This is a genomic window from Candidatus Limimorpha sp., assembly GCF_056203535.1.
This window is the reverse complement of sequence record NZ_JBADWU010000024.1, coordinates 16,878-37,441: the sequence shown is the minus strand read 5'-3', so window position 1 is coordinate 37,441 and position 20,564 is coordinate 16,878. Positions and strand designations below refer to the sequence as shown.

Annotated in this window: 16 protein-coding genes; 15 read left to right on the top strand and 1 reads right to left on the bottom strand. The window is 45.0% G+C overall.

The features are described 5' to 3' along the window. Window positions 1-232: 232 nt before the first annotated feature. The 15 genes from AC06MN_RS02780 (at window position 233) to AC06MN_RS02710 (ending at window position 19,450) form a co-directional block, all read left to right on the top strand. On the top strand, window positions 233-616 hold the full coding sequence (locus AC06MN_RS02780; RefSeq protein WP_475670827.1) for a hypothetical protein: 384 nt from the start codon (window positions 233-235) through the stop codon (window positions 614-616). Between the two features lie 524 nt (window positions 617-1,140). Then, on the top strand, window positions 1,141-2,361 hold the full coding sequence (locus tag AC06MN_RS02775; RefSeq protein WP_475670826.1) for a radical SAM peptide maturase, CXXX-repeat target family: 1,221 nt from the start codon (window positions 1,141-1,143) through the stop codon (window positions 2,359-2,361). Between the two features lie 3 nt (window positions 2,362-2,364). Next, complete coding sequence (locus AC06MN_RS02770) at window positions 2,365-3,357, top strand: CXXX repeat peptide maturase (RefSeq protein ID WP_475670825.1); 993 nt, start codon at window positions 2,365-2,367, stop codon at window positions 3,355-3,357. A 33-nt stretch (window positions 3,358-3,390) separates the two neighbouring features. After that, window positions 3,391-3,660 carry a CXXX repeat peptide modification system protein gene (locus AC06MN_RS02765; protein WP_475670824.1) on the top strand — a complete coding sequence of 90 codons (270 nt, stop codon included), beginning with the start codon at window positions 3,391-3,393 and terminating at the stop codon, window positions 3,658-3,660. Then, complete coding sequence (locus tag AC06MN_RS02760) at window positions 3,657-3,881, top strand: Sec-independent protein translocase subunit TatA/TatB (protein ID WP_475670823.1); 225 nt, start codon at window positions 3,657-3,659, stop codon at window positions 3,879-3,881. The genes AC06MN_RS02765 and AC06MN_RS02760 overlap by 4 nt, the downstream gene beginning before the upstream one ends. Beyond that, a complete protein-coding gene (tatC, locus tag AC06MN_RS02755) occupies window positions 3,856-4,683 on the top strand; it encodes a twin-arginine translocase subunit TatC (RefSeq protein WP_475670822.1) in 828 nt (275 codons plus the stop codon). The genes AC06MN_RS02760 and tatC overlap by 26 nt, the downstream gene beginning before the upstream one ends. Window positions 4,684-4,892: 209 nt before the next feature. Beyond that, window positions 4,893-7,628, top strand: a complete 2,736-nt coding sequence (locus tag AC06MN_RS02750) for a DNA gyrase/topoisomerase IV subunit A (RefSeq protein WP_475670821.1) — start codon at window positions 4,893-4,895, stop codon at window positions 7,626-7,628. 11 nt (window positions 7,629-7,639) lie between these two features. Next, window positions 7,640-8,422, top strand: a complete 783-nt coding sequence (locus AC06MN_RS02745) for a Mu transposase C-terminal domain-containing protein (protein ID WP_475670820.1) — start codon at window positions 7,640-7,642, stop codon at window positions 8,420-8,422. A 131-nt stretch (window positions 8,423-8,553) separates the two neighbouring features. Continuing rightward, window positions 8,554-10,377, top strand: a complete 1,824-nt coding sequence (locus AC06MN_RS02740; RefSeq protein WP_475670819.1) for an AMP-dependent synthetase/ligase — start codon at window positions 8,554-8,556, stop codon at window positions 10,375-10,377. A gap of 933 nt (window positions 10,378-11,310) precedes the next feature. Beyond that, a complete protein-coding gene (locus AC06MN_RS02735; protein ID WP_475670818.1) occupies window positions 11,311-12,570 on the top strand; it encodes a peptidase associated/transthyretin-like domain-containing protein in 1,260 nt (419 codons plus the stop codon). A gap of 16 nt (window positions 12,571-12,586) precedes the next feature. Continuing rightward, window positions 12,587-13,930 (top strand): peptidase associated/transthyretin-like domain-containing protein, encoded by a 1,344-nt coding sequence (locus tag AC06MN_RS02730; RefSeq protein ID WP_475670817.1) that lies wholly within the window; start codon window positions 12,587-12,589, stop codon window positions 13,928-13,930. Between the two features lie 235 nt (window positions 13,931-14,165). After that, window positions 14,166-15,497, top strand: a complete 1,332-nt coding sequence (locus AC06MN_RS02725; RefSeq protein WP_475670816.1) for an ATP-binding protein — start codon at window positions 14,166-14,168, stop codon at window positions 15,495-15,497. 160 nt (window positions 15,498-15,657) lie between these two features. Continuing rightward, a complete protein-coding gene (locus tag AC06MN_RS02720) occupies window positions 15,658-17,076 on the top strand; it encodes an AAA family ATPase (protein ID WP_475670815.1) in 1,419 nt (472 codons plus the stop codon). A 146-nt stretch (window positions 17,077-17,222) separates the two neighbouring features. Next, complete coding sequence (locus AC06MN_RS02715) at window positions 17,223-17,510, top strand: hypothetical protein (protein WP_475670814.1); 288 nt, start codon at window positions 17,223-17,225, stop codon at window positions 17,508-17,510. Between the two features lie 170 nt (window positions 17,511-17,680). Continuing rightward, window positions 17,681-19,450: a T9SS type A sorting domain-containing protein gene (locus tag AC06MN_RS02710; protein WP_475670813.1), complete on the top strand. Its 1,770-nt coding sequence runs from the start codon at window positions 17,681-17,683 to the stop codon at window positions 19,448-19,450. 64 nt (window positions 19,451-19,514) lie between these two features. Here AC06MN_RS02710 and AC06MN_RS02705 read toward each other — a convergent pair whose 3' ends face one another. Continuing rightward, complete coding sequence (locus tag AC06MN_RS02705) at window positions 19,515-20,372, bottom strand: DUF6266 family protein (RefSeq protein ID WP_475670812.1); 858 nt, start codon at window positions 20,370-20,372, stop codon at window positions 19,515-19,517. Window positions 20,373-20,564 lie beyond the last annotated feature (192 nt).

Below are 20,564 nucleotides of genomic sequence, written 5' to 3'. Positions count from 1 at the left end.
ATTCGCGTGAATTATAAGGAATGATGAGATGAGGCGGCTTTCACTGTTTAATGTTTGTGTATTTATATATACTCAGCATAAACAGTGGAGCTTTACCGTATCCATTATTTTGATAATTCATGGGAGTCCAGACCCAACCTGTAGAAATAAGGATAAGTTTGGGAGGCTCCGCTCTGTTTGTCATTGAATAACGCAGTTCCTTTGAGCCAAGGACGCAAAAAAACTATTAACAATGGAAAACGGAGAAAACAAAAAAGAAGAAATCCAATCAAGAAGAGAATTCTTTAAGCGTACAGCAAAGGCAGCTTTGCCTGTAGTTGGAGCAATTGTATTGTCAAATGTTCCAGAAATTGTCAAGGCAAATTCTGTTGTGAATACAACTTGTACATCTCAAGGTTGCACATCGAAATGCTGGAGTGGATGTTACAATGGATGTAATTTTCAGTGTAGGGAAAGTTGTAAAACTTGGTGTGCGGAAAACTGTCAGGGACAAATGAATGGAAAATGGGTGTCAGGTTGTTATGGATGTCAGGGCCTATGTTATACCAATTGTGGAGCAAACTGCTATGGTGGTTGTAGTGGATCTTGTAATGGCTATGCATATCAAAAGTATTAATTAATCTAAATTCTAACTAATGTAATTTATTGGCTCTAGTATATTATGAAACTTAAGAGAAGATCGATAATTATTGGTTCTGTGATAGTGGCATCCGCAATTTCATTATCATCATGCAGTAATGAACCTTTTGTGTCCAAAACAGAAACTGTTGAGAGTTATAATTCTAGACTTCGATTTGTAAGTGAAGTGTCAGAATACGAATCATTATATGAAAATCATTATGCTAGCACTTATTACAAATATGTGCTAATCGATGGAAATGCCACTTGTCCAGTGATAAAAAGTTATAACACAGAGTTTAAAACAGAATCCGACAATTATAATGGACCTATTCATGTGAATGACATTTGTATTGATTGTGGTTATACTTGGAAAGAACATAAACACAGAAGATAATAAGGAGTGTTTGTATTGTTGCAACTGCAAAAGTATAGTACGATTACAACTTATACAACGTGCATTTTATCGCATGTTTGCTATTACTTAAAATTAGAGAAGTAACTTTTGTTATTCAAATATCTATGTCTATCATTAAAGACAATCAACAATCTTGGCAGTCTGGTATGGCGAAGAACATCACCTTCATCGTCACCAAAGACTGCCAATTGGCCTGCAAATATTGCTATCTTGTAGGCAAGAATGTGAAGGAACGTATGCCTTGGGAGGTGGCCAAGACCTTCATTGACTATGTGCTTGACCATGAGACCGACCCTGATTTCGCATACGAGTCGGTGGTGTGGGATTTCATCGGCGGCGAGCCGTTCCTCGAAATTGAGCTTATCGACAAGATTTGCGATTACATCAAGATGGAACTCTTCCGTCGCAACCATCACTGGTTCAACAGTTACCGTTTTTCCTTCTCCACCAATGGTATCAATTATCATGAAAAAGCCGTGCAGGACTTCATCAAGAAGAACCGCGACCATCTCAGCATCGGCATCACAATCGACGGAACGGAGAAGAAGCACGACTTGAACCGAGTCTATAAAATTACCGAGAAAGGCTCGTACAAGGATGTGGTGAAGAACATTCCGCTTTGGCTGGAACAGTTCCCCGGTGGCGGTACCAAGGTCACCATCTCGTCGGCTGACATTCCGTATATCACCGAGAGTGTGCTGCATCTCTATGGTCTCGGCATTCACGAAGTGAATATCAACGTGGTGTTCGAGGACGTATGGCAGGAAGGCGATGACCTCCGTTTTGAAGAACAACTGATGCAGTTGGCAGATGCCATCATCGATGGCGACTATTATCAAGACTATGCCTGTTCGTTTTTCTCTGAACACATTGGCAAACCTATGGATGTCGTGCGTGACAATCAGAACTGGTGTGGCGCAGGCATGATGCTTTCTGTTGATGCCGCTGGGAATTTCTATCCTTGCACCCGCTTTGCTCAGTATTCGCTTCGCGACAAGGAGACTTGGGTCATCGGTAACATACACGATGGCATCGACAAGAACAAATTGCGTCCATTCCTTACCCTCGACCGCACGACGCAAAGCACCACAGAATGCATCAATTGCGAAGTGGCAAGCGGATGCGCATGGTGCCAAGGCGAGAACTTCGATGCGGCTGAAACGCACACGGTTTTCCAGCGTGCCACAGCCATTTGCAAGATGCACAAGGCAAGAGTCCGTGCTAACAACTACTATTGGAACAAGCTCTACCGTAAGCTCGAACTTGAAGACCTGCGCGAGCAATACGAAGCTAACAAACGTGAAGTAAAACCCGAAATCTGCTAAGCCATGCTACAATACCTTGTAATATTATTAGACGACACCAGCGTGCCGTACTGCCATGCCGGCAATCCGCTGAAAGAGCGTAACTTTATGCCGGTTGAAACCCTCAAGAAAGGCATTCTTTTTGGAATGAAGCATAATTTGATGATACAGTATGTTTTCCCGAATTATGCCTTGTCCGAGGAATACGCTTCTGTCATTGAAAGCATCGACAATGTAAAGATTTACCCTATCGGTCATAAACCGGTTACGGGCATTGAAAGCGAAAACGAAGCTGATGTGGAAGTGGCCGACACCATTCCGGAAAAAGTGGAAACAAAGAATTTGGTTCTTCGCTTGACTTTCAGCGAAATGCTGAAACAAAAGGACAGAATCGCCAAACTCTTTGCCAATGGCAAGCGTGTCAATCTCTGCATCACCGATGTGGAGCAATTCACCGATGAGCAGATTGAAACCTACAGGCAAGTGCTGAACGAATGGAGCAAAGCCCTGCTCGAACTTTACAAGCAGGGACAGTCGCCGCAGTTCAACCTTTTGACCGACAGGATGATGTTGGAAAAGATGCACAATTGCGAAGCTGGTATAAGCAACATCACCTTGGCACCGAACGGGAAGTTCTACCTTTGCCCGGCCTTCTATTATGATGAGCGGATGCAGGTGTTCAACCAGATGAATCATCACCAGCCATCGTCGGACACTTCGGTCGGCGACTTGGAAAAAGGTCTGGAGATTCATAATCCCCAGCTTTTGCAACTCGACCACGCGCCTTTGTGCCGCAACTGTGATGCCTACCAGTGTCGTCGTTGTGTGTGGCTCAACCGTAAGCTGACTTGGGACCTCAATACGCCTTCGCGTCAACAATGTATAATGGCACATCTTGAACGCAACGCCAGCCGAAACCTTTTGAACGAAATCCGCAACTTTGGTGAGTTCATGCCACAAATTGACATCAAGGAAATCAGCTACTTGGATCCGTTTGAGGTCAGGAAGGAATTCTAACAATTCAACGAATAAACAATTAACAAATCAACAATGAAGAAATTAGTGGGTCAGGTGACTCCTGAAGAAAAAAATGAGATTCAGCAACTCTTTGAAAGAAGAAACGGACTGAATGAATTGGCGAAAATCCTAAACGCCGACAATGCCGAACTTTACGAGAAATTAGTAAAGGATATGGGCGAAACAGGCACCAAGTTCCAAGGCTGGTGGGACCGGATGGCTCAGAAATACCAATGGGAATCGGCAGAGAACGGCAATTGGGAAATCAATTTTGAAACCAACGAAATTTATCTGGTATCATGACACTGTTATTTATCGGTACAACGGAACTGCTGCTCATTGCCGGCGTAGCTTTGCTTATCTTTGGAGGAAAGAAAGTGCCAGAGCTTATGAAAGGCTTGGGTAAGGGAGTGCAGAGCTTCAAGCAAGGTATGAACGAGCCTGTGGAAAATTCTGTAAAAGCAGAGCAATCGGAACAAGAAGAAAACGAAGAAAAAGTTGAAGAGCCAAAAGACGGACAATAAGGTGACGACAGACCCGAACATGATGACATTCGGCGGTCACCTTGATGTGCTCCGCCGGATGCTTTTCCGCATTTTCGCAGTGGTGATGGCCTTGACAATTGTCATTTTCTGCTTCAAGGACAAGACCTTTGAACTGTTGCTTGCACCGAGCCAATGGGACTTTGTCACTTATCGTTACATTGAAAAGTTTTTGCATCGCCTTGGTTCGGATTTCGTTTTCAGTCAGTTTCATATCAACTTGATAGCCACGGAATTGTCAAGCCAATTCATGACGCATATCACAACTGCACTATACTTGGGTCTACTTGGTGCGTCGCCCTACATTTTAATTGAGCTGTTCCGTTTCGTTACACCGGCCTTGTACGAAAACGAGAAGAAATATTCTGTGCAGGTTGCTGTTGTCATTTATGTGTTGTTCGTCGTCGGCGTATTGATGTCGTATTTTGTGTTGTTTCCCATTTCTTTCAGATTTTTAGGCACTTACAGCGTGTCGGGAATGGTTGAGAGCAATATTACCTTAAAATCCTACATCAGCACATTCACCACCTTGACTTTAGTCATGGGCTTGGTGTTTCAGCTGCCGGTCATCGCTTTCTTTTTAGGAAAACTGGAAATCGTGACTTCAGAAATGCTGGCAAATTACCGACAATATGCGCTGATTGTCATTATGGTTGTCGCAGCCATCATCACTCCACCCGATTTGATGACCTTAATTTTAGTCACAATTCCACTCTACTTGCTTTATGAGGTGAGCATTGTTGTTCTGAAGAGGATGGAAAGGCGGAAAAATAGGCATAATTGAATGCCGAATGTGAAGGGTTATAGAAATTTCAAGATGCGAAAAATGCAAAATTCGAGTTATCGCCATGTGAAAACTGAAAATACTCGGCGATAACTCGATTTTTTTGCGTTTTTGCTATCTGTAGCATTATTCAAAATGTAAAGTTATCGGCAAAATTTCCTATCTTTGCATCTTTAAACCGTATTTTCGGCAAAAACAGAAGTTTTTATATGGATATGGAAGATAACGAAGAATTGGAAAATGGCGGTGAAGGTGCCGTTCAGGATGCTGACAGTCAGGAAAAAGAGTTTCGTGTGGTTCCCATCAAGGGAATGTTCGAGAACTGGTTTCTTGATTATGCCTCGTATGTCATCCTTGAGCGTGCCGTGCCGGCCATCGAGGATGGCTTGAAGCCCGTGCAGCGCCGCATCCTCCATTCGATGGACGAATTGGACGATGGACGTTTCAACAAGGTGGCCAACATTGTGGGTAACACCATGAAATACCACCCTCACGGCGATGCTTCCATTGGCGATGCTTTGGTGCAACTCGCTCAGAAAGACCTGCTTATCGACATGCAGGGTAACTTCGGCAATATCCTTACGGGCGACGATGCCGCCGCTCCGCGTTATATCGAAGCCCGCCTTTCGAAGTTTGCCAAAGAGGTGGTTTTCAATCATAAGACTACCGATTGGACGCGCTCCTACGATAACCGCAATGCCGAGCCTGTCTCGCTTCCTGTCAAGTTCCCGCTGCTTTTGGCGCAAGGCACCGAAGGCATTGCCGTGGGCTTGGCTTCCAAATTTTTGCCGCACAATTTCAATGAACTGATTGATGCATCCATTGCCTACCTCAAGGATGAGCCTTTCGTTCTTTATCCCGATTTCCCGACGGGCGGCCTGATGGATGTCACCAACTATAACGACGGTCTACGTGGCGGTCGCGTCAGAATACGTGCCCGAATTTCGCAATTGGATAAGAAAACGCTGGTAATCAACGAAATTCCATACGGAACGACGACAGGCAGCGTGATTGACAGCATTGTGAAAGGTAATGACAAGGGCAAAATCAAGATTAAGAAAATCGACGACAATACGGCTGAAAACTGCGAAATCGTCATATATCTCAATCCTGGCGTTTCGCCCGACCAGACCATCGACGCGCTGTATGCCTTCACCGATTGCGAGGTTTCAGTTTCGCCCAATGCCTGCGTCATCGTCAACGACCATCCAGCATTTTTGGGCGTGTCGGAAATCCTGCGCCTCAGCACCGACCGCACCATGGAACTGCTGAGTTTGGAACTTTGCATTCTGATAGGCGAATTGGAAGACAGCTGGCACTGGATTTCGCTTGAGAAAATTTTCTTCGAGAAAGGCATCTATAAGGAGTTGGAAAAGAAAGATTACGAAACTTGGGACGACCAACTCACTGGCATTGAACGTCGTTTCGACCCATACCGCAAGCTGCTGAAACGCGATGTGACGCGCGACGATGTGGAGAAACTCTGCGAAAAGCCGGTCCGAAAGATTTCGAAGTTCGACCTCAAGAAAGCCGACGAGCAGTTGTCCGACATCGAGGGCCGCATGGAGGAAGCCAAATACAACCTCGACCATATTGTTGACTATACCATCGATTATCTCCTGCACATCAAGGAGAAATATGGCAAGGGACGCGAACGCAAGACAGAAATCCGCAATTTCGACAATATTTCGGCTGCTGCCGTGGCTGCCAACAACGAAAAACTCTACGTCAACAAGGAAGATGGTTTCGTTTGCACGGGCGATGGCCTAAAGCGCGAAAAAGAGAAGGAAAAATACGAATTTGTCAGCGATTGCTCTGATATTGACGATATTATCGTGTTCCGCGAAAACGGCACTTACCTTGTTACGAAATTGCAGCCCAAGTTGTTTGTGGGTCAAAAACTGATTCATGTCGGCGTGTTCCGCAAAAACGATGACCGAATGACCTACAACGCGGTGTATCGTGACGGCAAGAGCGGTCCGTATTTCGTGAAACGTTTCTCGGTGACGGGGGTCACACGCGATAAGGAATACGACCTCACCCAAGGCAAACCGAACTCAAAGGTGATGTATTTCTCGGCCAATCCGAATGGCGAGGCGGAAGTCATCAAGGTGGTCATTAAGCTGATGAATCAGAAAACCAAAGTCACAGATTATAGCTTCGCTGACTTGGCCGTGAAGGGTAGGGGAAGCCGTGGCAATCAGCTCACCAAATACGGCATCAAGGAGATTTCGAAGCGCGAAGACGGTGTCTCGACCTTGACGGCACGCGACATTTGGTATGATGACACGGTGCGCCGCCTCAATGCCGACAAGCGCGGCAAATACATTGGCGCCTTCGAGGGCGACGACCGCATTTTGCAGATTTGCGCCAACGGCGATTTCAAGCTCTGCGGCTTCGACCTCAGCACGCATTTCGACGACGACCTGATTGACATCCGCAAGTTCGACCCCGAAGAAATCTTCTCCGTCGTTTACATTGAAGGCGAAACGCAGAAGATGTATCTCAAGCGTTTCTGCATCGAAAACGAGACCAAACTCAACCAGCGCATTTCGTTTATCGGCGAGAATGAAAACGCCAAATATCTCGATATGTCAACCGACATCATTCCGCGTCTGCTGCTCAGTTACAAGGTGAGCGAGGCCGGCAACAGTTTCCCCGACGATGAAATCAACGTGGAAGAGTTTATCGGCATAAAGAGCTATAAGGCGAAAGGCAAACGCTTGTCGACGCGAGAGATAGAAAGCTTCTCGTGGTTGGAACCGATTGAACCCGAAACGCCTGACGATGAACCTGAAAGCAATGATGAAGGCGATGAGCCGGAAACCCAGGAAACGGAAGCACCGGTTGTCAATCCGGCAGATGTGCCTTTGGAAATCAACGACACCCTTGACGATGACCGCAAGTCGGGCGATGGCGAACAGATGGAATTGAATTTGTTTTGAATATTCAAAAAATGAAACACACCTTATTATATATAATGTTTGCGGCAACGCTTTTCCTCTCAAGTTGCACGATTGAAAAACGTTATGCCAATTCGTTTGTCGAACAGAGCAAAGGAGCGCAAGTTGCTGTTTATTTTCCTGAATCTGCGAGTGTTACAAGTCAACTGAATATCGCTTTAAACCGCTATTCTACGGTTTTGGACGGCTTCAGTCAGGATGAGTTTCTCGACATCATGTATAATGCCTACGCCGAGCGTTTGCGCGATTACAATCTGAATGTCTACATTCCTGAAAACTCGGATGATGTACCAGTCGATTCCTTGCATTGGTTGGTGACGCTTTCGAGGGTCGAGATTACAGAGAAAATCATTGAGTATGAGGATGTGATGTTCTACAATAGCCATGAAAACTTTTACAAGCACAACCTGAATGCAGTGAATGTTGCCTCATGGTTTGAACTGAACAATGGCGACTGGCTGCCAGTCCAGTATGGCGAACACAGCCTTTTGGATGGCTTCAGCTCCAAAGCAGACGAAGGCTCGCTCCAAGCGTTGAATTACACTTATTCAATTGATACACTGAAAATTGAAGATGTCTACAATTATGCAGCCTATTTGGGAAAACTTTATGCAGGTTACACCTACGATAGCTTTATGAACCATTATATTTCCGATGAGCTGAAGAAACGTGCTGGCGAGCCGGCGCTGTTCCTGCGTTACGACCCTTACCGCAAGATGTATGTCTATCTATACATGGATGATGACGATAAGTTTATTGAAATGGAAAATCAGTAGTGTTTAACAGCTTGATAAACAAATGATTCTGATTAATTAGTATCGTTTCCCTTATCAGGATAAGATTTAATTGTTGAGGACGTATTTTTCGACAAAGAAAAACACTAATTTTGCCCGTTATTTTCGAAACGATGGCTACAAGAAACTTCAAAGGAAAACCAGTTGATATTCTGACGGATTTGCCGCCGAGAATATTTGATTTGTTGCCTCGTTATCTTGAAAAATACAGCTGGCGCGACTGCATGTATGCCGGTAAGGAGCATGGCGAATGGGTGAAATATGATGGCAAGACATTCTGTGCCTTGACCGATGCCATAAGTTTGGGGTTGCTCCATGTTGGTGTTCAGAAAGGCGACAGGGTGGCGATAGTGGCCAACAACAGTCCGCAATGGAACATGATTGACTTTGCCATTCAGCAACTTGGCGCCATTACGGTTCCGATTTACGCCACCATCAGCCATAACGATTATGACTATATCCTCAATCATGCCGAAGTAAAGGCTATCTTCATTGAAGGATCGAAAATCTATTTGAAAATCAAGGATTTGTTAGAAAAACTGCCGAGTCTGGAGCTGGTTTATTCGATTCATCCTGTTGAAGGACTGAAATCATTGGATGAGTTGGTTGCTTCAGGTAAGGAAAACACAAACCTGAAAGACAGGCTTAAAGAATTGGAAGCCAGCGTTCTGACCGATGATGTCGCTACCATTATCTACACTTCGGGAACTACCGGCCATCCTAAGGGTGTCATGCTTTCGCATCGCAACATTTTAACGGATATTCAGTTCTATTGTCCTCACTATCCCATTGATTATACGCATACTACGGTCAGTTATCTGCCATTGTCGCATATTTATGAACGCTCGGTGCTTTACGGTCATGTTTATCTTGGCTCACCGATTTATTATGTCGAAAACGTCGGTACCATTATGCGCGACATTCAGGATGTGAAACCTGAGCATTTTTCGACGGTGCCGCGCGTCATCGAAAAGGTTTATTCCGGCTTGATGCACAAAGGTGCGAAACTGAAAGGCTTCAAGAAAAAAGTCTTTTTCTGGGCTTTTGATTTGGCTGGCCGTTACGATGTGTCGAAACGCAACAACAATTGGTTTTACCTGCTGAAACTCGCAATAGCCGACCGATTGGTTTTCAAGGAAGTAAGGAATGCTTTCGGCGGGAAAATGAAACTTATCATTTCGGGCGGTGCGGCCATGCAACCGCGTTTGGTGCGGGTCTTCGGCGCTATGAGGTTGCCTGTCGTTGAAGGCTATGGCCTGACGGAAACATCGCCGGTGATGTGTACCAATAGTTTGGTGACGGGCGTCATAAAGGATGGTGTGGTCGGTGTGCCATGCGGTGATCTCGATGTGAGGATTGACGAGGAAAACGGCGAGATTTTAGTGAAAGGCTCAACCGTGATGAAAGGCTATTACAAAGACCCGGAACAGACGCGCTTGGCTATCGACAAAAACGGCTTTTTCCATACGGGCGACAGGGGCGAATTCGATGAAGACGGCATGTTGAAAATCACGGGCAGAATCAAGGAAATCTTTAAGGATTCGATGGGAAAATTCATTTCCCCGGCCTTGATTGAAAACAAGTTTGCCGAATCGAATTGGATTGGCAACATGATGGTTGTCGGTGAAAACCAGAAATTTGCTGGTGCATTGATTGTCCCGAATTTCGAACAGCTCAGGCATTGGTGCAGGGAAAACAACATCGTTTATACGACCGATTCGGAAATGACCGAAAACAAGACTGTAATTAAGCGTTTCCGCGAAGAAGTGGATGGGTATAATAAGTTTTTCGGTGATTTTGAACAAATCAGGCGCTTCAAACTGCTCGACCACGAATGGACAGTTGATTCGGGTGAATTGACACCAAGCCTGAAAATTCGCCGTAAGGTGATAGCTGAACGCTATAAGGAAATCATTGACAGACTTTTCGCCGAATAAGGTTTGATTGCTCCCTGAGCTTGTCGAAGGGCGCATTGATAATTTCTGTGTAATCTGTAGAATTTGTAGTTTGTTGAAAATCAGCGTAATCAGCGGTTTTTCTTGTCTCCACGTATCGCGCGTATCTTTTTATCAATTTATCGTCAGTCCATCTGTGTTAATTTATGCGCAAGGCGCATTAATAATTTCCATGTAATCTGTAAAATCTGTAGTTTGTTGAAAATCTGCGTAATCAGCGGTTTTTCTTGTCTCCACGTATCGCGCGTATCTTTTTATCAATTTATCGTCAGTCCATCTGTGTTAATTTATGCGCAAGGCGCATTAATAATTTCTGTGTAATCTGTAAAATCTGTAGTTTGTTGAAAATCTGCGTAATCAGCGGTTTTTCTTGTTTCCACGTATCGCGCGTATCTTTTTATCAATTTATCGTCAGTCCATCTGTGTTAATTTATGCGCAAGGCGCATTAATAATTTCTGTGTAATCTGTAAAATCTGTAGTTTGTTGAAAATCAGTGTGATTTGTGTAATCTGTGGTTCGAAAAAGCCTCTGCGGAAGTCAGCGGCATCTGCGGGAGAAAGAAATCATGTTCCGCCAAGGCGTGAGAAAGTAAATGCGGAGTAAATTTTCCGAGTAAATTATGAGTAAATTTTTTTCATGCACCAGCCATCTGTGGAATTCAATGTGCTTGCGCATTCTTAAAATCCGCGTAATCCGCGAAATCTGCGGTTTTTAAATTATATTCCATAAAATACTGTTTCCCAATTATTTACAAGGATTTACTTATAATTACTTATAAATTTTATAAATCATTGCCATTCAAATTGTTGCAACAAAACACTTATAATTGCTTATAAAATTTTCTGCCATAAAATGTTGACAAGGTTTAAATAAGCGATAAATTTGCAAGATGTAATTCATAAAAACAAACTATCATGCTCAAATCTTTGTCTCTTTTGGCTGTTTTTCTTTTAGCTTCGGCTTATGCACAGTCACAAAATTTCATTCATGGCGTTTGCCTGAATCAGGATAAGAAACCGATTGAAAACGTCGGCGTTTACTGCCACGATTCTCTGCTGATGTCGATTACTGACGAGTCGGGTGCTTTCTTGATTCGCTCGGCCAAGGCTGGCGACACGGTGAAATTTGTCCACCTTTCGTTTGAACCCGTAAAACGCATCTTGAAACAAAGTGATTTTTCCGATAAGGCGTTGAATATCACGATGAATTACCGCTCCAATGAGTTGCCATCGGTCGATATTGTGGCCAATGCGCCTCATGTCGTTTTTGACAATCCTGTCCAGTCTGTCGTCGATTTCGAGTTCAATAGCGATGGCATTTACCTGATTGCCTGGCGCAAATTGAATTGCAGCCTACTGCATTTGTCCTACGATTTCGACACCCTGCACGAAATGAAACTTTCTTCCAGCATGAAGCATCTGTACCGCGACAAAAGGAATTACATGATGATTTACGGCGACAACGACCGTGCTTATCAGATTCATTGTTTCGGTTCAGGAAAGCCGAAATCGAATATGGAACTGATAAACCGTATGACGGTGAATAAGTTAAGGAATGAATATGCCTCGATTTTGGCCGCTTCCGATACTCTTTTGATTACGGGTCGATTCTTTTTCTATAACAAGCAAATGGGACTTTATTGCCATGATTTAAAGGGCGATAGTCTCGACATGTTGCGTTTCGTCATTGATGAAGAGGCGAGCGATGACATTGAACTGATTTTGCGCACGGGCGGATTGAGAAGTTTGCATGGCATTTCGCTGTTTACGCGTCCAATCTATAATCCTGTCTTTTGTGTTGATAATCAATTGTATCTGCTTTCGTTTACGGAACATAAAACCTTTGTCTACGACCATGCAGGCAGATTTGTCGCCGAATATCCGCTGACTTGCCATTTGCTGAAAAACTGGAATGGAAAGCTGAATCCCGACCGCAGTTGGAAGGAAAAAGTCTTGGTTGATGAGGCACGCAAGGAGTTTTATGCCCTGTTTGTCAAAGATGGCGCGACGATTCTGAAACGTATTGATTTAGAGCATGGAACGGCCACAGAAGCCTTCAATTTGAGCGGTTATCCTTTTGCCGAAAAAATCAGGGTTCACGATGGGAAAGTGTATTTCCTTTATCCTACTGGAACGAACCGCCGCAAGTGCCTTTATGAAGTGAAAATGAATTGATTGAAACTAATTGAATATGAAAAGATTCTACTTTTTATTCCTATTCTTCCTCCCGTTTGCGGCCTTTGCCCAAACTCCTATGAAAATCTATGGCAATCTCGGCCTTGAGAATGTGAACATCTCGGTGCTGAACACGCAATATGGCACTTCTACCGATGCCCGAGGCAATTATTCGCTTCTGCTTTTCGCCAAGGACAAACCCGTTGACTTGCTCTATTCCAGCATCGGCTATTGCGATACGGTGGTGAGCCTGATTCCGAGGCAGTTGCAGCAGGATTCGTTGCGCGTGAGTTTCCGAATGCGCGAAAAGGAATACGACCTGCCCGAAGCGGGCGTTGTGGCAAACCGCGATTTCTACCGCACCGAGCGCGGGCGAAGGATTGCCGACGTTGCTTTCGCCGATGACTGGATTCTGGTCTTGGAAAATCGAAAAGACAAGTCGGATTTGATGGTTCTGAATGCTGATGGCGAAACGGTTTCGCAGGCGCAATTCGACAGCCTTTACACCAAAATTCACATCGATTGTTTCGGCGATTATATTTTGGTGGGTGAGAATTTTTGTCAGCAGATTTATTTTGATGATGTCAGTAATCCGTTGCCAGTGAGTCATTTCTCTCGAAAATCGTTTGATGAGAAACTGCAAAACCTGCTCTTTGAATTTCACGATGCCTACATTTTCAAAAGCCAGACTTATCAGCTTGATTGGCTCGTCCACAAAGATCATAATCAGAGCCAGACCTATTTCTGCGTGATGAAAAACGACACTTTGCACGAAAAGAAAATGCTGGTTCAGTTTTACGATGCTGAGGCAATGAAGGTGTGCCAGTCGGTGCTTTCGGAGATTATTTCAATTTATAATCAGGTTGTGCCGGAAAATGAGAATGTGTTTGTGTTAGGAACTTGGAAGGGAAGCCTTACGCAATTGGCTGAACCAAAGCTGGATTTGATGAAATGGATAGGTTGGTATGAAAATGTAGCTGCGGCAGAATATCACACTACGGCCTTGAAATTCGCTCATAATATGCAGTTTATTGATTTGGAGAAATATCAGATTGTTGAGGTCGGAAAGGATTTCGAACCTCGTCCAGCCCGAGAGCTGAAGGTTTTGTCGGGCAAGGAGTTTTTCGAGAATCAGTTCCTTGAAGATGAAGCTTTGGGAAAGAAATACGGCTTGTTTATCCAAAACGGAATCAGTTATGTAGGGCTTTACAATCCCGAAACGGGCAGCCTCGGCGGAATCCAGAAAGCCAGCAACTCCATTTATCCCGATGTCTTCAAGATAAACGGCGGCTACGCCTACAGCGTGCATTTCGACAAAGAAAGGCAAATTGGAATTATCAATAGGGTGAAACTAAACTGATTGGGGAAATTTTTGGCTGTTATGGAAACATTTGCAAGTAAAGCAAAAACGTTTTTTTAAAAATGAAAAACACAAACATTTCCGTATTTTTGGACTTTTTGCGCTAAAACATTTCGGTATTTTTGGACTTTTTGCGCTAAAACATTTCCGTATTTTTGGACTTTTTGCATAAAAACATTTTGGTAATTGAAATAAACGCATTACTTTTGCACCGAAAATCAAGTGCATTTTTGTAATGGAACGGATATTTAAACGTAAGTTGTATGATCGTCTTCTCGAATGGAAACGAGTGCAAAACGGCAAGACGGCTATCTTGGTCGAAGGTGCGCGGCGTGTAGGAAAATCGACGCTTGTCGAACAGTTTGCCAAAAACGAGTATGAATCGTATATCCTTATCGACTTTAACGAGGCTTCGAATGAAGTGAAGTCATTGTTCAATGATTTGATGAACAAAGATTTCATATTTCTTCAGCTTCAATCCTTGTATAATGTGGTCCTGAAGGAACGTAAGTCGGCCATCATTTTTGACGAAGTGCAGAATTGCCCATTGGCACGGCAAGCCATAAAATACCTCGTCAAGGACGGACGTTATGACTATATCGAGACAGGGTCGCTTATCAGCATCAAGAAGAACACAAGCCAGATAACCTTGCCAAGCGAAGAAGAGCGGGTCACGCTATACCCTATGGATTACGAGGAATTCCGCTGGGCTTTGGGTGATGAAGCCACCATGCCATTGCTTCGCATGTTTTACGAAAAAAGCCTGCCGCTCGACAAGGCGCATCGCGACAAAATGCGCGACTTCAGGTTGTATATGCTGGTCGGGGGAATGCCGCAAGCCGTCAATGCTTATTTGGAAACAAACAATTTCAGCATGGTGGATAGGGCTAAGCGTGGCATTATACAAATTTATTTGGACGATTTTCAGAAACTCGATCCGGCCGGGCGTATGGAAACGCTTTTCAAGGAGATACCGTCGCAGTTGAGCCAGACAAATAACCGTTTCAAGCCATACGCCATACTCGGCGATGTGAATGAGGAAAAACTGCTGGAACTGATGCGGAATCTTGAAGATAGCAAGACGGTGCTTTTCTCCTACCATTCCAACGACCCCAATGTCGGCATGTCGCTGACTAAGGATATTTCCAAATTCAAAATATTCTGTGCTGATACCGGCCTGTTTGTGACGCTTGCTTTCTGGGATAAAGACATAACGGAAAATGTCATTTACCAGAAGTTGTTGAACGACAAACTCAGCACCAACCTCGGTTATGTGTATGAGAATGTCGTTGCCCAGATGCTGGCTGCATCAGGCAACAAACTGTTCTATTACACATGGGCCAAAGATGCCACGCACAATTATGAGATAGATTTCCTTCTTTCGCGTGGCGCGAAGCTGCAACCTGTCGAAGTGAAGTCGTCGGGATACAACAGCCACGCATCGCTTGATGCATTTTGTGAGAAGTTTTCCCATATAGTTGACAAGCGCTATTTGATTTACACAAAGGATTTGAAGCAAGACGGACAAACGCTTCTCGTTCCCGTTTATTTGACATCGTTTTTGTGATGTCTTTTTCTTGTGTTTGATTTTGTGTAAAATATTGATTTATAATAAGTAATATAAAATCAAGTGTTTCGATACTGGGCTAAAACTTGAAAAAAAATGCAGTTTTAGCCCAGTATCTCGCATTTTATTTCTATTTTTGCTGGGGTTAAATGAATGGAAAATGAAGAAAATCGTTGGCAGAACGGATGAAATCAACAGCCTTTCGGAGTACATGGCTTCGGGGCAGGCTGAATTTGTCGCATTGTATGGCCGCCGTAGGGTGGGGAAGACTTTTCTGGTGACATCCTATTTCGATGACAAGTTTGCGTTTGATACCACAGGCGTCATTGGCGGCGACAAGAAAGAGGAACTGAAGGCATTCTGCACATCTTTAGCGTTTTACGGCTACGATGGCAAGCAGCCGAAATCGTGGATGGATGCTTTTGCAGCCTTGAGGACTTTGCTCGAAAAACGCCGCAAAAAAGGCCGTTGCGTGGTTTTCATCGACGAACTGCCTTGCTTCGACACGCCGAAATCGGGGTTTGTCCATGCTTTCGATTATTTCTGGAACAGCTGGGCGTCGCGGCAGGACAATTTCTTCCTGATAGTTTGCGGTTCGGCAACTTCGTGGATGGTGAGGAATATCATTGATAATCACGGCGGCTTGCACAACCGCATCACTCACGAACTGCACTTGCATCCCTTTACGCTGAAAGAGACCGAAATATATCTGAAATCCAGAAAGTTCCGTTGGAACAGAATGATGGTTTTGCAGTGCTACATGATGTTTGGCGGCGTGCCGTATTATCTGAGTCTGCTGAACGCAAATTTGGGTTTTGCCGAAAATGTCGACAAGTTGTTTTTCTCGCCCGATGCTGAATTGCGCAGGGAATACCATAGGCTTTACAAGTCGCTGTATAGGAATCCCGACCGTTATATGGAAGTCGTGGAACTGCTTTCCGAAAGTAAAAAAGGCTTGACGCGAAGCGAAATCGCTGAAAAACTGAAGGTTAAAAATAACGGCCATTTGTCGGATATGCTGGAGGATTTGGTGAATTGCGATTTCGTGAGGCGGTATAATGTCACCGAAAAGCGCGTCAAATCGAATGGCGGCATTTACCAGCTGATGGACTTTTACACGCTGTTCTATCACGCTTTCGTGAAGCGGAACAAGACCGACCAGTCGTATTGGAGCCATACCATGGGCCGTCCGATTCAGAACACTTGGTTCGGCCTGACTTACGAGAAAGTCTGCATGGCACATATTCCGCAGTTGCTGAATGCCTTGCATCTCGACAAGATACATGTGGAATACTATTCGTGGAGAAGCCGTGAGGCGGAAGAAGGTGCGCAAATCGACTTGATTCTCGACCGCGCCGATGACATGATTGACATTTGCGAAGTGAAATATTCGCAGAACGAATATGTGCTGACGAAACAGGAAAGCGAAAGGATTGCCAACAGGGTGGGTGCTTTTCAGTGTGAAACGCAAACGCAAAAGGGTGTGCAAGTCACAATGATTACTACAAAAGGATTGAAGAAAAATTCGTGTTTTTATTTTGTTCAAAATGTTGTAAATCTTGAAGATATGTTTGTTTAAGTGCTTCGATACTGGGCTAAAACTTGAAAAAATCATATAGTTTTAGCCTAGTATCGCAACATTTCTTGCTTGCAACCTTGCATTCCATTTCATTCAAAAACAATTATTCTTGCATTTACCCCATCGTTTCACAAAATTCTAAATTTATGGAAGAAATACTTCGCGTGGAGCATCTCTGCAAGACCTTTGAACTCTCACGCAAACAACAGAAAACAGAAGGTACGACACGCACGAAGACCGTTGCCGTCAACGATGTGTCGTTTTCGGCCTTCTGGGACCTAATGGTGCTGGCAAGACTACCACTTTGCGCATGTTGGCCACCCTCATCGCTCCCGACAGCGGCAACGCTTTCATCAACGGTTATTCGGTGGTCGCCGAACCTGAAAAATGTGTGCGCAAATCGGCTTTCTCACCTCGGAACTGAAACTCGATGATTTCTTCACCCTCAATTGCCTCTTCGATTTCTTCTCGCAGCTCTATGGCATCGACCCGATGTATTTTTAGCGGACACCGTAATTTCTTTTGCCAAAAACACAAATATTGTTGAAAAAGGAGTAAATTTGCAACCCAAATGTAAATGAATCAAATCAAAAAAAGTTATCGTATGAAAAAGTTTTACTTGTTAATTGCAATGGTGCTTTTCAGCTTCATCAGCCTGAAGGCACAGATTGAAACACCTGAAAATCTTCACGTTTCACCGACAGGTTGGGCCCAATGGGTCAGCAACGCAAATCCCGAGCAGCCCGAATATGGCGAGACGTTTTCTTACTCTTTCAACTTGAGCATTGCCGGCTGGACCTTGATTGACGGCAACAACGATGGCAGAACCTGGCAGGTCGGTTTTGACCCATTTGGCGGAGTAGGTGCTTATTGCGCCACATCCTCGTCGTCTGATGGATATGAGTCATATCACACTGACGATTTCTTGGTTTCAAAACAGGTGATGATTGGCAAAAAATCAGTCCTGACTTACGAAATTACAAGCCATTGGAGCAATCCTCGCGACCATTATGGCGTTGCAATTTCAACGGCAAGTCCCACCAATCCCAATGATTTCACTGTCATTTTCGATGAAAAGGCAGCCTACGGTTGGCAAACCAAGACCATTGACCTTAGCGCATACGCAGGCCGTTATGTCTACATTGCCTTTCGCCATTACGATGCCAACGGATTTAAGCTTGACCTGAAAAACGTGGAACTCGGTAATACGGCAAAGAGAAATTTCATCGGCTTCAACATCAAACTTGACGATGAACTTGTTGCGCAGAATGTTGCTGACTGCCATTATCAGTTCGAAACAAGCAATCTTGTTGAAGGCCAGACCTATATGACTTCTGTTCAGACTGTTTTCGATGAAGGTCAAAGCGATTGGGCAAACTACATGTGGATCTATTCAGCCTGCGACAATTACGAAGGCCATGAATATGTTGAAGTTGAAAACTTGGGTGGTCAGGTTATCGTCACTTGGGAAGCAGAAGAAGAACTTGATGGAACGTATCTGAATTACGACGATGGCACCAATGAGGAAGGCCTTGGCCTGATGGCGGGCACCCCGATTTATTGGGCAATCTATATTCCGGCCGAGAGCCTTGCACCATACGATAATTACAGAGCCACAAAAGTTGCCATGTTCGATTATGAAGGTCATCGCGGCAGGGTCATGATTTATCAAGGCGATGAAACGACACCAGAGAACTTGCTTTACAAGCAGGATTATGCGACTACAGGTTGCGGCCAATACATTGACATCCCGTTAGATGAATATGTTGCAATCGACAACACGAAAGGCCTTTGGTTTGTAATGGTCAGTTTGACAGGTGATTATCCGGCTCCTATCGGACCAAACACTGGCGACCCATACGGACGACTCTATTCTGACAACGGCACCGATTGGTACGATTTGGCCAACAACGGCATGGATAATTCATTCAACTTGCGCGGCTACATTGAGGAAAACAACGGCGTTCTCGGAACGATGGTTTTCAAAAACGAAGTCTGCCTGACCCCGAAACCGATTCTCGGCAACGTATTTGTCGACAATGAGGCAAAAGACGAATATGAATATTGCATCAGAAAAGTCTATTCATTCGATGCCAACGATCCTGACAGATTTGCAATGTCGTGCCCGACCTGCACAACGATTACGGATGTAGTTGAGGCTGAAGGAAATGCCATCAGCATTTATCCAAATCCGGCATCGGAAACCATTACCATCGAAGGCATTGATGTTGAAAACGTCAAGGTTTACAACTTGCTCGGCCAGCTTGTCGAAACCATGGAATCGACACAGCGTATCGACGTAAGCAATTACACATCAGGAATCTACACGATGGTCATCAACGGAACCGAGACCGTGAGATTTGCAGTAAAATAAGCCTTTAGGTTTTGTATTGTATTGAAAATCAGGTGTGATTCGGCGCAGAATCACACCTGATTTTTTATCTGTATTTCATGAATCTGCAAAAAATGATACTTCCGATTGATAAGGCGATTGTGCCCGCCACCCACACCCACCAAGGTGGTTTCTTGCTTGGCTCTGCAATGCGGTCGTCAACCTTCTCAACACGGCTTTCAACGCTTAATGTATCTGTTGAGGCAGCCAGTTCGCGTCTGGTGACTGTGTGATTCGTTTCACTGCTGATGGTGGCCTTAGTGGCCTTTACTTTCACCTGTGGCGAAGGGTTGTCGTCCACGACGATTTCCACACTGTCGCTGATGGCGCAGCCGTGAATGTTGCAGAAAGTGGCGTAGAGGTGGTAGCTGCCCTTTGCCGTTGCGGGCAGTTCGATGGAGCAGTGTCGCTCGAAGCGGTGCGGCATGCGCTGTGCCCCGAGGTCCGACAGGTAGGTCATCGTGTCGGGGTTGTAGAGCAGCCAGACGAGGCGGTCGGTGGCGTCGCTCATGATGAGCCGGGTGTTGTCGTTCCAGCTGAGCTGCAGCGTGCGCCCCTCGAGGGTAAAGGCGCCGCCTTCCATGGCGCAGAGCGGCCCCTGGGTGAGCGCCATCTTCGAGGCGTCGATGCCGACCTTGCCGCCTTCGGTGGTGCAGGCCTGGCGGATGCTGCTGCTGAAAGCGGCCTTCGGCAAGCCCTTGACGGGGAAGGCGCGGAAATAGTCTTTCAGCGGCGTGAGCCATTGCTGCATGGCGGTGAACTTGGCCTGCTGCAGCAGCTGGGCAGGACTTTGCGGTTTCTTTTGCTTCGGGGCGAGTGTGTGCACGCACTGCTGTCCGTCCCTGACGTAGTAGACCAGATGGCCTACGCGGCCTATGACAAGGCCATTCATTACTTTTGCCATTTTTAAGTAAGGTTTTAGTGAATAATTGCGTTAAGGGACTCTTATGCGCTATATGATTCCCACCCGGGCGGGTGGCAGCAAATCCGGCATCCCGATGACTGGCTTTGCCGATGCAAAGATAATGAAAACAAGCGACATGGGCAATGCCATGGCCGTGTTTTTTTATCGTTTTTTTGTGCCAATAGGTGAAAA

Coding starts and splice junctions, on each gene's coding strand:
- AC06MN_RS02780 (WP_475670827.1), top strand. CDS start 233: ATGGAAAACGGAGAAAACAAAAAAGAAGAAATCCAATCAAGAAGAGAA.
- AC06MN_RS02775 (WP_475670826.1), top strand. CDS start 1,141: ATGTCTATCATTAAAGACAATCAACAATCTTGGCAGTCTGGTATGGCG.
- AC06MN_RS02770 (WP_475670825.1), top strand. CDS start 2,365: ATGCTACAATACCTTGTAATATTATTAGACGACACCAGCGTGCCGTAC.
- AC06MN_RS02765 (WP_475670824.1), top strand. CDS start 3,391: ATGAAGAAATTAGTGGGTCAGGTGACTCCTGAAGAAAAAAATGAGATT.
- AC06MN_RS02760 (WP_475670823.1), top strand. CDS start 3,657: ATGACACTGTTATTTATCGGTACAACGGAACTGCTGCTCATTGCCGGC.
- AC06MN_RS02750 (WP_475670821.1), top strand. CDS start 4,893: ATGGATATGGAAGATAACGAAGAATTGGAAAATGGCGGTGAAGGTGCC.
- AC06MN_RS02745 (WP_475670820.1), top strand. CDS start 7,640: ATGAAACACACCTTATTATATATAATGTTTGCGGCAACGCTTTTCCTC.
- AC06MN_RS02740 (WP_475670819.1), top strand. CDS start 8,554: ATGGCTACAAGAAACTTCAAAGGAAAACCAGTTGATATTCTGACGGAT.
- AC06MN_RS02735 (WP_475670818.1), top strand. CDS start 11,311: ATGCTCAAATCTTTGTCTCTTTTGGCTGTTTTTCTTTTAGCTTCGGCT.
- AC06MN_RS02730 (WP_475670817.1), top strand. CDS start 12,587: ATGAAAAGATTCTACTTTTTATTCCTATTCTTCCTCCCGTTTGCGGCC.
- AC06MN_RS02725 (WP_475670816.1), top strand. CDS start 14,166: ATGGAACGGATATTTAAACGTAAGTTGTATGATCGTCTTCTCGAATGG.
- AC06MN_RS02720 (WP_475670815.1), top strand. CDS start 15,658: ATGAAGAAAATCGTTGGCAGAACGGATGAAATCAACAGCCTTTCGGAG.
- AC06MN_RS02715 (WP_475670814.1), top strand. CDS start 17,223: ATGGAAGAAATACTTCGCGTGGAGCATCTCTGCAAGACCTTTGAACTC.
- AC06MN_RS02710 (WP_475670813.1), top strand. CDS start 17,681: ATGAAAAAGTTTTACTTGTTAATTGCAATGGTGCTTTTCAGCTTCATC.
- AC06MN_RS02705 (WP_475670812.1), bottom strand. CDS start 20,372: ATGGCAAAAGTAATGAATGGCCTTGTCATAGGCCGCGTAGGCCATCTG.